Here is a 13,660-nt window from a genome sequence, read left to right on the forward strand (position 1 = left end):
TAACTTCAAATGACTAAGCATACTATTTCATACGATATAAATCAATCACTAGACCAGCAGGGCCTTTAACTAATAAGGACTCTGTTCCCCAATCCGTTTCACAAGGACCGTGTAAAATCTCGACACCAATCTCTTTTAACCGCTTTTGGTTCTGGTCGACATCCTCAACCTCAATGTGTAGAATGATTCCTGACTGAAAATTTTCCAAAGGAATCAAATGCTTTTGGGATAACATGAGACAATGACTGCCAATCGTGAACTGAGAAAAACTATCATCAGCATAATCTGCCTTTTTATCCAAGATATGCTCCAAGTCAGCACAGACTTGGGGAACATTTGAAACGATGATATCTATTTGATTTAAATTCATTTACTATCTCCATAAAAAGACCGGATGAATCCGATCTTTTCAAGTTTCTCTCTATGAAAATCAAAGAATGAAATCTACAAATCTCAAATTTAATTTTCGACAAGAGGAATTATTTAATTGCGCGTGATTGCAATCCTTCTTCTTCTAAGAAGAGGCGGAATGGTACAAGCTCTTCAGCTTCGTATTTTTCCTTGAAGGCTTTGATTGCTTCTTCTGAGTGTTGTTTTGGATCCAACTCAAGTACTTCTACTGGAAGTGGACGGTCTGGTGTGATGTGAGCATCAATAACAACAGTTTTACCTTCTTTGTTCAATTTAACAGCTTCTGCAACAACTGCATCGATGTCTTCGATACGGTTTACAGTGAACCCTACAGCACCTTGCGCTTCAGCGATTTTCGCATAGTCAGCATTAGGGAAGTCACAACCAAACAAGTGTTTGTTTGTGTCTTCGTATTTGTCCTTGATGAAGGCATATTTACCATTTGAGAAGACCACGTTAATAACTGGAAGATCGTATTGAACGTTTGTGATAACGTCTGGGTAGCACATGTTGAATGCACCGTCACCCATGATGTTCCATACTTGGCGATTTGGATTGTCTTTCTTAGCAGCGATACCACCAGGAAGGGCAATACCCATTGTCGCAAAGAGTGGAGATGTACGCCACATGTTCTTAGGTGTCATGTGAAGGTGACGAGTAGATGTTTGAGTAGTGTCACCTACGTCGATTGAGTAGATAGCGTCTTGATCAGCATGCTTGTTGATTGCATTGTAAACTTGATACAATTGCAATTCACCCTCAGTTTTACCTTCGAGTTTGTTCATGTAATCGCGCCAGTTTTGGTTGTTCTTCACGTTTGCACGCCACCATGGAGTAGACTCAACTGGGTTTACTTTATCAAGGATAGCTTTAGCTGCTTGACCTGCATCACCAAGGATTGAAGCGTCAAGAGCGTGGCGTTTACCAAGTTTGTAAGGGTCGATATCCACTTGGATGAATTTTTCAGTGTTTTTGAATGCTTCGTATACTTCAGCAAATGGGAAGTTTGAACCAAGGAAAAGAACTGTGTCTGCTTCAAAGACAACTTCGTTGGCTGGTTTCCAACCAACACGGTAAGCAGAACCTGTCAAACCTTCGTAGTTCCATTCGAAAGCTTCGAAGTTTTTACCAGTTGTGATGATTGGGGCTTTGATTTTACGTGACAATTCAGTAATCACTTCACCAGCTTTAACACCACCGTAACCAGCGTAGATAACTGGACGTTCAGCGTTGTTCAAAATTTCAACAGCTTTGTCGATTTCAACTTCGTTCAAAGCAGGAGCGATGAACGAACGCTCGTATGAACCTGAACCGTAGTATGAGTTTTCGTCGATTTCTTGGAAACCAAAGTTTACTGGAATTTCAACGACAGCTGGACCTTTTTTAGAAACGGCAGCACGGCAAGCTTCGTCGATTACTTTTGGCAATTGCTCTGCGTAAGCTACACGTTTGTTGTATACAGCGATACCGTTGTACATTGGGTTTTGGTTGAGCTCTTGGAAGGCATCCATGTTCAATTCATTAACAGGACGTGATCCAAGGATAGCAAGGAATGGAGTGTTATCCATAGCTGCATCGTAAACACCGTTGATCAAGTGAGTCGCACCAGGTCCACCTGAACCAACTGCAACACCGATAGATCCGCCAAATTTAGCTTGCATAACCGCTGCAAGAGCACCTGTTTCTTCGTGGCGAACTTGCAAGAAACGGATATCTTTGTCTTCAGCCAAAGCGTCCATCAATGAGCTGAGTGTTCCTGATGGAATACCGTAGATAGTATCTACGCCCCATGTTTTCAATACGTTGAGCATTGCTGCAGATGCAGTAATTTTCCCTTGAGTCATAATGATAACTCTCCTTCAAAATAATTTCATATATTTACAAAAAACGCTTTTATATGTTATTTGAAAACGATTCAGTAAATTTACATTCCTAATTTATCACATTTGCTTATAGTTTCATAAGAATGTGCTCACAAAACTTCATTCTCTATTACAGTACAGATTGAAACCGTTTTGAAAATCTGTTTTAGAATAGCAAAAAAGCGGTTAAGACCGCCTTTTTAATCGACTTTAGAAAAATTGAGCATGAGAGAACTAATTAAAACAGAGACTGAACTAAAGGCCATGGCCAATCCTGCAAGTTCTGGATTGAGTACCAAACCAAGACCAGAAAACACTCCTGCTGCAATCGGAATACCAATGAGGTTATAGATAGAAGCCCAGAAAAGATTGAGTAGAATACGATTAAAGGTCTTCTTACTCATATCAAAAGCACGTGCCAATCCTAGTAAATTGTTGGTTGTAAGGACAAGATCTGCTGATTCAATGGCAATATCTGTCCCAGAGCCCATGGCAATTCCGACATCAGCTACACTGAGGGCCGGCGCATCATTGATACCATCTCCAACAAAGGCCAGTTTGCCCTTCTTTTGAAGCTTGTGAATTTCATGTGCCTTTTCCTCTGGCAAGACATTTGCAATCACTTCTTCTATCCCAATTTGCTCTGCAATCGCATGGGCTACTCCAGCATTATCTCCGGTAAGCATGACCGTTCTAAGACCACGTTTTTTCAATTTAGCAATAGCTTCTTGAGCAGTTTCCTTAGGGACATCCTGCAAGGCAATTAAGCCTTTTAACTGACCATCTACGGATAGGAAGACAACTGTTTTTGCTTCTTTCTCAAGCAAATCAAATCGTTCTTGATAATCATGTGGAATATTGAGGTCAGCTAAAAGTTTAGCATTACCCAGCAAGACTTGTTTACCATTAATAATCCCAGTCACACCTTTTCCATGCGAGGCTTGGAAGTTTTCCACTGGGTAAAGACTAATTCCTAGTTCAGATGCACGATTAACAATAGCTTGAGCTAGCGGGTGTTGAGATACATCTTCCAGTGAAGCGGCCAAACTTAGCACTTCTCTTTCATCACCAATAACATCTGTCACTACTGGCTTCCCTTCGGTCAAGGTTCCTGTCTTATCAAAAACAATGGTTTGGACTTTTTGGATTTCCTGTAAAACTGTACCATTTTTGAGAAGAATCCCCATCTTGGCACTTCGTCCTGTTCCAACCATGAGTGCTGTCGGTGTCGCGAGTCCTAGTGCACAAGGACAGGCAATAATCAAAACTGCTACTCCATAAAGAAGAGAAGTCACAAAGCTATCTCCAAGTAAAACAAACCAGACCCAAAAAGTAAGAAGTCCTAAAATGACAACTGCTGGTACAAAAATTCCAGAAATCTTGTCGGTCAAATCTTGAATAGGAGCACGACTCGTTTGCGCTTTCTTCACAAAGTCTACAATCTGAGCCAACATAGTCTCAGAGCCCACTTTTTCAGCTCTAAAGATGATCGTACCACTATTATTGATGGTTGAACCAATGACAGCATCTCCAACTGATTTATCGACTGGAATACTTTCCCCAGTCACCATTGATTCATCAATACTCGTTTCACCTTCTAAGACAATACCATCAACGGCAATTTTTTCACCTGGTCGAACGCGAATGAGATCCCCAACTTTGACTTGTTCTAGAGGTATTTGAACATAAACATCATCACGCAAAACCTCTGCTGTTTTTGCTTGTAGGTCTAATAATTTTTCGACTGCCTGCGAAGTATTTTTTCGCATTTTTTCCTCAAAAACTGCTCCCAAAAGAATGAAGAAGAGGATAAATGCAGCACTTTCAAAGTAAACGGGCAGACCAGTGAAGAGGGCAACTAAGCTATAGAAATAGGCCACTAGGGTTCCCAGAGCAACCAAGGTATCCATGTTGGAATTGTGCTTTTTAAAACTAGCCCAGGCGCTTCTGATATATGGAACTCCAGCTACCAGCATAATGGGTGTTGTGGCTAAAAAGGTGCCCCAACGCATGACTTGGTGACTAATTCCTCCTGTAGACATCCCAATCATGAGAATCACAAGAGGCACAGTAAAGATACTAGTAATCCAAAAACGTTGTAAAAGACTGAGGGACTTTTTAGTTTTTTCAACAACGGTGTAGGTTCCCTTTTGCATCTTCATGCCACAAGAAAACTCGTGCTCACCCAATTCTTGAGGAGTAAAGCGAATGACTTTTTCCTCATCTTGAGCGATTGGTTCTAGAATCCCTTCTTCTTCGAAGAGAATCTCTTTATAACAGTTTGATGGTGTCACACGATGAAAGGTAATCTCAGCAGGAATCCCTTTTTGCAGTTGAATATGGGCTGGATGATAGCCTTTGTCTGCTGTGATACGGATTTTTTGGACACCATTTTCAAGACTTGCTTTTACAATTTCAGTCATATCATTCTCCTATTCTACAATCATCTTACCGTGCATCATGTTCATTCCACAAGAGAAGCCAAATTCCCCGGTTTCTTCAGGAGTAATCTCAACCACATATTGGTCTCCCATAGGTAAATCAGCATGCACCCCAAAGTCTGGAAAAACGATTTGGTCCAAGCAAGGTGAAGGGTCTTTTCGATCGAAAATAATGCGAGCAGGTTGCGATTTTTTGAGGATAATGGTTCCTGGAGTATAGCCCCCCATGACCTCCACTCGAATCTCCTGATAGCCATTCTTTTGTTGGGCTCTCTTAGCATCTTCTTGCGGTTTTTTGAAAAACCAAAAGAGGATAAAAGCAATCATTCCTAAAACAACAATAGATACAAATAGATTTAACATAGCGTCTCCTTTACATACAATTACATCTTACTTCTGTTACAGCACTTGCTTTTTTCTTTGAAATGACTTCTTCCAAACCTTCTAAGTCGGCTAGGGTAAAGTCACATTCTTCAATCAAATCAGCTAGCAAGAGCTTTATTCTTCGAGAACAAAGCTTGTCTTTGATATCCTGAACCATTAAGCCCCTACTATCATCTAGCGTTAAAAGGGCCGAATAGACAAAGGACTTGCCCTGTTTTTCCCGAGTCAAACATTCTTTCTCCACCAAACGGGCCAAGAGTGTCTGGATCGTGGACTTGGACCAGCTGAACCTTTTCTCTAATACTTTTATAAGATCCGTACTAGTCTGTTCTCCCTGCATCCAGATAATCTTCATGACCTGCCATTCTGCATCCGAAATCTGCATCAGTACACCTCCAAAATCTACATTTGTCAATTACAATTATCAGTATACTCTCAAAATCTACATTTGTCAACTAAAAAAACCGATGTTAAACATCGGTTAAATCATTTCACTAAAAAAGTTATCCTTGCCAATTTTCTTGGTCTTCTTTGAATCGTTTTAGGAGGTCGAGTCCTTCTGGTGTAATGTAGCCTTCTTCTTGGGCTAGGTGAATGAGCTCGCTGTAGTTTGAAAGAGTCACTAGTTTGACACCAGCATCTGCAAAGTTTTTATCTGCTTTTGGTAATTGATAGCTGAAAATGGCAACAACACCAAGAACATCTGCTCCTTCGCGTTTGGCAGCTGCAACAGCTTCAAGCACAGAACCACCGGTTGAAATGAGGTCTTCGACAACGACCATCTTTTGGCCTTGGGCTACACGACCCTCAATTTGATTTCCAGCACCATGATCTTTTGGTTTGCTGCGGATATAGGCAAATGGCAGATTCATCTTGTCAGCGATGATGGCACCATGCGGAATACCTGCAGTCGCTGTTCCTGCAATCACTTCGACTTCTGGGAATTCTGCCTTTATAGCTTCCACAAAACCATTTTCAATCAAGGTACGTGTCTCTGGGTAGGCAAGTGTTACACGATTATCCGTATAAATCGGTGACTTGATACCTGATGCCCAAGTGAAAGGCTCTTCTGGTTTGAGGTAAACAGCTTGAATTTTCAATAGATGGCTAGCAATGTCTTTAGCAAGTGTCATGGTTTCTCCTTTGTATTTTATACTTTATTCTTATTTCCAGTCTTGTGTCCATTCATCCTTGATAGCATGATAAGCTACTACTGGATCAGTGGCTTGAGTGATTGGGCGTCCGACAACGATATAGTCACTACCAATTTGATAGGCATCTGCTGGTGTCATGACTCGTTTTTGGTCCCCAACAGCAGCTCCTGATGGACGAATGCCGGGTGTCAGGCAAATAAATTCTGGACTGGTAGCTTCTTTGATGAGTTTTACTTCTTGAGCTGAACAAACCACACCATCTAATCCCGCTTCAGCGGTTTTCTTAGCATAATGAATGACGGATTCTTGAAGACTGGTTTGAATATTTTGAAAGTCTCTCATTTGTTCTTCAGAAGTTGAAGTCAGCTGGGTAACAGCAATCAATTTGGCTTCTTTCCCAAGACCTTCACGCGCAGCCTTCATCATCTCTACACCACCTGCGGCATGAACATTGGTCATGTCAACACCCAGATGAGACAAAACCTTCATGGCTGACTTAACCGTATTGGGAATATCATGAAGTTTGAGATCCAGAAAGACACTGTGACCTAAGTCTTTCAAATAAGAAACAATCTCCGGACCTGTGGCGTAATAGAGCTCCATACCTACCTTTAGATAGAGGCTCTCTTCTGCTGGAAATTGTGCTAAAAACTTCTTGACTGCGTCAAAGCTTGGAAAATCAAGAGCAATAACCGGACGAGATTCGCGCATACTTTTCTCCTTTTACCTTTGTCAGCGAGAGAGCATGAAAAAAGGAACCCGCCTACAGCAAGGTTCCACGAAAAATGGGTAGAATTCACCCTTTCACCGTCTAACCTTAGCTGCCTCTCTGGACTGCTTTAAAGGTTTTTTACTATTCTATTATTTAAAGCAATACTTGTCAAGTAAAAACAAGTAACTGAACAAATCATCTGAAACTTAGTGACTATGTGTTGTTTGAGTCGTCTGTGTTGTTTGATCTTGATTTCCTTGCTCAGCTTGTTTTTTCTTCTCTTCTTCCTGCTTCTTCTTTTCCTCTTCTTTGGCTTTGATTCTTTCGTCATCCAGAGCCTTATCCACTAGACTATAGCTATAGATACCGACCTCCATGTCAATACCACTAGGTACTGTCAACTGTGGTTTTATCTTACTATAGTAGGGTAATTTCTTCCCTAGTTCTGATAATGGCACCAAAATCTCGTCTGTATCATACATGGTAATCTTTAGAAGGTCACTTGTTACCTTACTTGGTGCAAGTTCAATCTTCTCAATCTCTTGCTTAATTTCTGGACTAACTTCATTTAGCTGAGAAATCAATGTTTTTATCTGTTCCTCATCGTTAAATAAAACAGATATGTATTTCTCAGGTAAGTTGTCAGAACTAACGGCAGTTGATTCAATACTTCCGCTTGATAAAATTGGATAATAACTATCACCAGAAACAGAGTAGGCTACAATCCCAAATTCCTTCACTTCAATGGTGAAGTGAACTGGAAATTGATAAACTATCTTTGCCGATTCGATCCAGTGATTTGATTTAACCATTTCCGCATGCTTATCTTTGTTTAAGAGTATGCTGATCGTATAGTCACTGTCACGAATGCCAGACGCTTCTCTAACTTGGTCTGCACTTGTCTGAACGTTACCCATAACCTCAATATGTTTCATTGTAGCCAGAGGGCTCAGAAGATAAATAGATAAGAATAAGATTAGAAAGCTAGGAACGAGGATAGTAACTGCTCGCCAGATATGTATAGAAGGAATGGCCGGTTTTGGAGGTTTACTCTTGGTTTTTACCTTTTTCTGTTTCTTAACCTTTTCGTCAACTTTTTCTTTCTCTACTTGATCCTGACTCTTAGCGTCTTCTTGTGAAATTTTCTCCGAATCTTTCTCTTCATTTGAAGTCTCATCGCTAGTATCCGAATCCTTCTCTTCAGATTTTTCGGATTCTTGGTCTACTTCATCAGAACTCGTAGATTTTTCTTCTGTTTTTTTACTCAAATACTCATGATGTTGTTTTTGCCATTCTGACACTTCTTGAGTACTATCAGATGACTCTGATACTTTTTCTTCTTTTTCACGAGCTTCTTCCGCAGCTCGTTTTGCTTCTTCTTCAGCCTTTTTTTGAAGATATTCTTGATTTCGTTTTTGCCACTCTGACAATTCCTTGCCTTGAGTGTCTTGATTCTTTTTATCCTTTGACATCAATTTTCCTTATGATAAATCTTTTTTTAGTAGCTCATAAAAATCTGCCACAGATTTTAATTCATGAGAATTCTTCATCGTGTTTTGATAGATCTCTTTGTTGGTCAAAAGTTGATTTACTTTTTCTTCCAAAGTAGACAAGGTCAAGTCACTCTCTTGCAACTCCTCAGCATAGCCTTTTTTCACAAAATAGGCTGCATTTTCAATCTGATCTCCACGGCTAGCTTCACGACCCAGTGGCACAATGACGTGCAATTTAGCCATAGCAAGGAGTTCAAAAATAGTATTGGCACCACCACGAGTGATGACCACATCAGCCAGATTCATGAGTGGTTGATAGAGTTCCGTCGCATAGTCAACACGGTAGAGGTTTGAACTTAGTTCATTTAAACTAGCATCTCCTGTCAGGTTGATGATATTATAGCGACTAGTCAGTTCTTCCTTGTGGTCTGTAACTAGTTGGTTAAAGACACGCGCCCCAGCAGAACCTCCAACAAAGAGAAGAGTTGGTAACTTGTCGTTGAAAGAAGTACGGATATCCACCATTTCTTCAGGTTCTTCCATAACTGGACCAGAAACCTTGGTCACAGCTCCTACATGTTCTACCTTAGTGAGACTAGACGCTTGCTCGAAAGTAGAGTACATCTTGGTCGCAAACTTATAGGCAATTTTATTGGCCAAGCCCATGGAGAGGTCAGACTCGTGGATAAAGACTGGTACTCTGCATACTCGCGCTGCGATAACAGGCGGAACAGATACAAATCCACCCTTAGAAAAGAGGGCTTGGGGACGAATTCGAAGCATGATAAAAAGCGATTGTAGAATTCCAAAAGCAACCTTAAAGACGTCAACCATATTTTGCCATGAGAAATAACGACGCAATTTCCCTGTTGCAATCGAATGGAAGGTAACATCTAAACCTGATTTGAGAATTTCATGATGCTCAATTCCATGTTTATCACCAATATAGTGGACTTCCCAGCCATCTTCGATGAACTTAGGCATTAACAAAAGGTTTAGGGTAACGTGTCCAACTGTTCCCCCACCTGTAAATACTATTTTTTTCATATTATCCCTTTAACTCCGCTACAGTGTCGATGAAAAGATCTCCACGTACTTCAAAGTTAGCATACATATCCCAGCTTGCGTTAGCAGGACTGAGGAGAACGACATCACCCTCTTCTGCAAGTTCATAAGCCTTGCGAGTTGCATCAGCAATATCTGTCGCATCGACATAAGCAACACCAGCCTTATCCGCCGCATGTTTCACACGCTCTGCAGACTGACCAAGGATGACCATTTTCTTAAGTCCAGTAATATCCGGAACCAACTCGTCAAACTCATTGCCACGGTCCAAACCACCAGCTATCAAGATAACCTTGCTATTATCGAATCCTGACAAGGCTTTTTGAGTTGCCAAGATATTGGTTGACTTGCTATCGTTATAGAATTTAACACCCTTGATTTCATCTACATACTGGAGACGGTGCTTAACACCACCAAAGGCTGACAAGGTTTCCTTGATCGTTTCATTGTCAACACCACGAAGTTTAGCAACGGAAATGGTTGCAAGAGCATTTTCCACATTGTGGCTACCTGGAACACCGATTTCATCCGCTGCCATAACCTTTTCTCCACGGAAGTAGAGAAGACCATCTTCAAGATAAGCTCCGTCAACCTTTTCAAGTGTTGAGAATGGTACTACAGTCGCGTTTGTCTTTGTAGCAAGTTCTTTAGCTAATTCCTGGTTGAAGTTTAATACTAAGTAATCATCTGCTGTCATATTGCTTTGAATATTCCACTTAGCTGCCACATAGGCTTCAAAAGAACCGTGATAGTCAATATGTGTTGGCATAAGGTTGGTGATAACAGCAATTTCAGGATGGAATTCCTGGATTCCCATCAATTGGAAAGAGGATAACTCCATGACAAGGGTATCCTTATTAGTCGCTGTTTGAGCCACTTGGCTAGCAGGATAACCGATATTTCCAGACAAGAGTCCATTTTGCCCGGCAGCAGTCAGAACTTCTCCAATCATAGTTGTAGTCGTAGTCTTACCATTAGAACCCGTAATACCGACGATTGGTGCCTCTGAAATCAAGTAGGCCAGCTCAACCTCTGTCAATACTGGAATACCTTTTTCTAGGGCTTTTTCAATCATAGGATTGCTATAAGGAATTCCTGGATTTTTTACCATGAGGGCAAAATCTTCATCTAACAATTCCAAAGGATGTCCACCAGTGACAACCTTGATGCCTTCTTCCAAAAGGCTCTGAGCTGCTGGATTTTCTTCAAAAGGCTTGCCATCATTAACCGTTACGATAGCACCTAGCTTGTCCAAAAGACGAGCAGCTGATTCACCAGATTTGGCTAAACCTAGGACTAATACTTTCTTATTTTCAAATTGATTAATTCGTTTCATATCTAGAACTCCATTTCTACTCTTACTATTTTACCATTTTTATGAAAATAAAAAAGCCACAAAGGGCTTTCTTATTTGTTTTTTGTCCTCTACCAACTATTCTACAGATTTGAGGGCTTCTAACATATCCACCTTTCGGAGATAATGATTGACAAAAAATCCTAGAATGGTCAAAATGACACTAACGTCTAAAACTGGGATGAGATAAACTTCCCAACCGACCTTGGGTTGAAAACGGAAGGTACCAGGAGCAATCATTTGAATGAGAAATTGATGGAGATAAAAGCCTGAGACTAGACCTAAAATCATTCCAACCAGTGACAGTATGATGGTCTCCCGATAGATGTAAAGGGTCACTTCTTTGTTATGAAAACCAAGAACTTTGATGGTTGAGAGTTCCCGAATCCGTTCAGCAACATTGATATTGGTCAAATTATAGAGAATCACAATGGCTAGTAGCACTGATACTAGCACCAAAATCGCCATGGTATGATTCAGAGAATTAGCAAAACTTTCAAAGAGCTGAATAGTTGAGGCATTTTGAACGAGGCCACTGACAGCTGCCTGGTCCATAAATTCTCCTGCGACGGTTTCAGTATTGGCTTCACTTTTATCCTTGAGTTGGACCAGATAAGTATTCATCTTGGGAGCTTGACCATAAATTTCCTCATAGGTAGCCTGATTCATATAAACAAAATGTCCCACGTAGTGTTCGGTAATGGCTCCAACCTTAAAGGTTTTCCCATCTATGATAAAGTTATCACCAACAGAAACTCCTGCCAACTGGGCTAATTTTTCAGTCAGAACAACTCCGTTAGATAAGCTCAGTCTTTCCCCATTTTTTTCTAAGATGACAAAGGGAGCCAGATCATCTTGATCCGTTACCATGATGGTCACTGTCTGAACTCCAGCCTTGCCAGTATACTTTTCCTCAATCTGCTTAGAGTATATCAATCGATAGCTTTCAACTTCATCACTCTGCAATTTTTCTTCTAGTCTTGCCTTATCAGAATATGAAGCTCGAGAATTGACAGAGAGAATCATCTGATATTGTTGCAAATCATTAAACTGCCTGTCAGCCACTCCAACCACAGAGGATTGAATACCAAGCCCTGCAAAGAGGAGAGCTACTGAACCTGCAACTCCAAAAATGGTCATCAGCATGCGTTGTTTGTAACGAAAAATGTTGCGGGAAGTTACCTTTTGGGTAAAGCTCAAATGAGACCAGATAAAGGTCATGCGCTCCAAGAGAATTTTAGAACCCTTGACTGGTGGCTTGGGTAGTAATAATTGCGCTGCTTCTTCATGCAACTCTCTACGAGATACAAGGTAGGCAGGTAAGACACTAGCTACTAAGCTTAGCCCTAGAGCCAAGCAACTATAGGTCCAGTAGAAATATTGCTGACTTTCTCCAACAATCATTCGCTCAGTGATGATATGCGAAATAGTAGGTGCTAGGATGTAATGACCAATCAAAATTCCAAAAAAAGTACCTAGAGTCCCAGCAACCTGACCATAAATCACAAACTTAGCAATGATATCTTTACTATGGTAGCCTAAAGCCTTGAAAATACCAGCATTGGTTCTTTCCTCGTCTACAAAACGGGTCATAGTCGTAAAAGTAACCATGGCTGCAACGGCATAGAGAACAACTGGAAAGATATTACCAACGGAACGAATACTCATAGCCGAGTTACTATACATGAGATAACCTTGGCCAGTTGGAGAACTCTTTCGATTATAGACATGATAGCTTGGCTCTATCAGAGCATTGACCTCATCCTGACTGGTCTGCCACTTAGCTTTTTCACTCGACAGATCCTTTTCAGCCTGGCTTAGCTTTTCCTTTTCCTGCTTGAGTTGCTCTTTGGCTTCTTCTAACTGACTAGATGCTTGACTTTTTTGTGGTTCTGGTAGTTGGCTCACTTGATTTTCTTGAACTTGTAAGCGCCTTTCGATTTCCTGTAGGCGACTCTTGCCAGCTGTCAAATTACTTTCAGCCTCGTCCAGTTGTTTCTTGCCTTCATCAAGTGACTCTTGAGCATCCTTCTTCATTTTCTCTAGCCGCGCTTGACCATTATCAGCAAGTTGTTCCTTAAGAGTCGCTTCTTCAGCCTCCAGCTTTTTTTCGTAATCGCTGGAAAAAGGATTAACATCTGTTAGACTAGTAAAACGCAAGCGGGCAATCGTGTAAACAGAGCTCTTAAAATTATCTTCAGTTACGACACAGTAGGCTGCTAGATTCCCATTGCCACTAGCTGAACTCCCCATATCCGTTTTTGAAAAAATATCTGGAGAGTGGACAAAACCTGTAATAGTATAACTATCACGTTTTAATTGAGAATTACTGCCCTTTTTTTGACTCAAATAAATGACTTGACCAATCTGATAGCGATCTTTCCAAAAGTCCGCCAAGGCTAACTCATCCTCTTGTTCAGGCAAACGCCCTTGGATCACCTCAAATTTTGAAATCTTGTCTGTCTTAGAAAATATCCGTATGGCATCTTGGGTGTTTGCTAGAGTCAAATCTGTCATATAACCAAACTCGACATCTGCTCCTGATAGATTTTGCAATTCTTCCTGGTCTGCCTGATCTAGACCATAATCTGCTATGACGGACATATCTGCCAGATTGGCTTTTTGAATATAATCCCAAGCTGTTCGCTCCATATTGGGACTAGCAACCTTGAGACCGACCAAGGCCAAAGACCCCAACATCATCAGAGTCAGGATGGATAAAAACCGTCCCTTTGAACCTGTGAAAGACTGGAGTAGGTCTTTCCAATATGTCTTTCTTTTCAT

The 13,660-nt window shown here is 40.9% G+C and carries 11 protein-coding genes; all 11 read right to left on the reverse strand.

The annotated features are described in order from the left end of the window. Positions 1-22 precede the first annotated feature (22 nt). Entirely contained in the window at positions 23-370 is a 348-nt protein-coding gene (locus KJR31_RS04135) for a VOC family protein (protein WP_214262200.1), read from the reverse strand. Positions 371-479: 109 nt separating this feature from the next. Then, on the reverse strand, positions 480-2,255 hold the full coding sequence (gene spxB / locus KJR31_RS04140) for a pyruvate oxidase (protein WP_214262201.1): 1,776 nt from the start codon (positions 2,253-2,255) through the stop codon (positions 480-482). A gap of 218 nt (positions 2,256-2,473) precedes the next feature. Further along, complete coding sequence (locus KJR31_RS04145; RefSeq protein WP_214262202.1) at positions 2,474-4,696, reverse strand: heavy metal translocating P-type ATPase; 2,223 nt, start codon at positions 4,694-4,696, stop codon at positions 2,474-2,476. Between the two features lie 9 nt (positions 4,697-4,705). Next, on the reverse strand, positions 4,706-5,077 hold the full coding sequence (locus KJR31_RS04150) for a cupredoxin domain-containing protein (RefSeq protein ID WP_214262203.1): 372 nt from the start codon (positions 5,075-5,077) through the stop codon (positions 4,706-4,708). Positions 5,078-5,087: 10 nt separating this feature from the next. Continuing rightward, a complete protein-coding gene (locus KJR31_RS04155) occupies positions 5,088-5,483 on the reverse strand; it encodes a CopY/TcrY family copper transport repressor (RefSeq protein ID WP_045763230.1) in 396 nt (131 codons plus the stop codon). Between the two features lie 118 nt (positions 5,484-5,601). Further along, positions 5,602-6,231, reverse strand: a complete 630-nt coding sequence (gene pyrE / locus KJR31_RS04160) for an orotate phosphoribosyltransferase (RefSeq protein ID WP_214262204.1) — start codon at positions 6,229-6,231, stop codon at positions 5,602-5,604. A 30-nt stretch (positions 6,232-6,261) separates the two neighbouring features. Beyond that, the gene (pyrF, locus tag KJR31_RS04165) at positions 6,262-6,963 is read right to left on the reverse strand and encodes an orotidine-5'-phosphate decarboxylase (protein ID WP_214262205.1); all 702 of its coding nucleotides are present in this window, start codon (positions 6,961-6,963) and stop codon (positions 6,262-6,264) included. Between the two features lie 207 nt (positions 6,964-7,170). After that, positions 7,171-8,436: a cell division protein FtsQ/DivIB gene (locus KJR31_RS04170; protein WP_214262206.1), complete on the reverse strand. Its 1,266-nt coding sequence runs from the start codon at positions 8,434-8,436 to the stop codon at positions 7,171-7,173. Positions 8,437-8,445: 9 nt separating this feature from the next. Then, complete coding sequence (locus KJR31_RS04175) at positions 8,446-9,504, reverse strand: UDP-N-acetylglucosamine--N-acetylmuramyl-(pentapeptide) pyrophosphoryl-undecaprenol N-acetylglucosamine transferase (protein WP_214262207.1); 1,059 nt, start codon at positions 9,502-9,504, stop codon at positions 8,446-8,448. A gap of 1 nt (position 9,505) precedes the next feature. Next, on the reverse strand, positions 9,506-10,858 hold the full coding sequence (murD, locus tag KJR31_RS04180) for a UDP-N-acetylmuramoyl-L-alanine--D-glutamate ligase (RefSeq protein WP_214262208.1): 1,353 nt from the start codon (positions 10,856-10,858) through the stop codon (positions 9,506-9,508). A 96-nt stretch (positions 10,859-10,954) separates the two neighbouring features. Then, positions 10,955-13,660, reverse strand: a complete 2,706-nt coding sequence (locus KJR31_RS04185; RefSeq protein ID WP_214262209.1) for an ABC transporter permease — start codon at positions 13,658-13,660, stop codon at positions 10,955-10,957.

Origin of the sequence: Streptococcus infantis, from assembly GCF_018499575.1 — a bacterium.
In the GTDB taxonomy this organism is placed as follows: Bacteria; Bacillota; Bacilli; order Lactobacillales; family Streptococcaceae; genus Streptococcus; species Streptococcus infantis_K.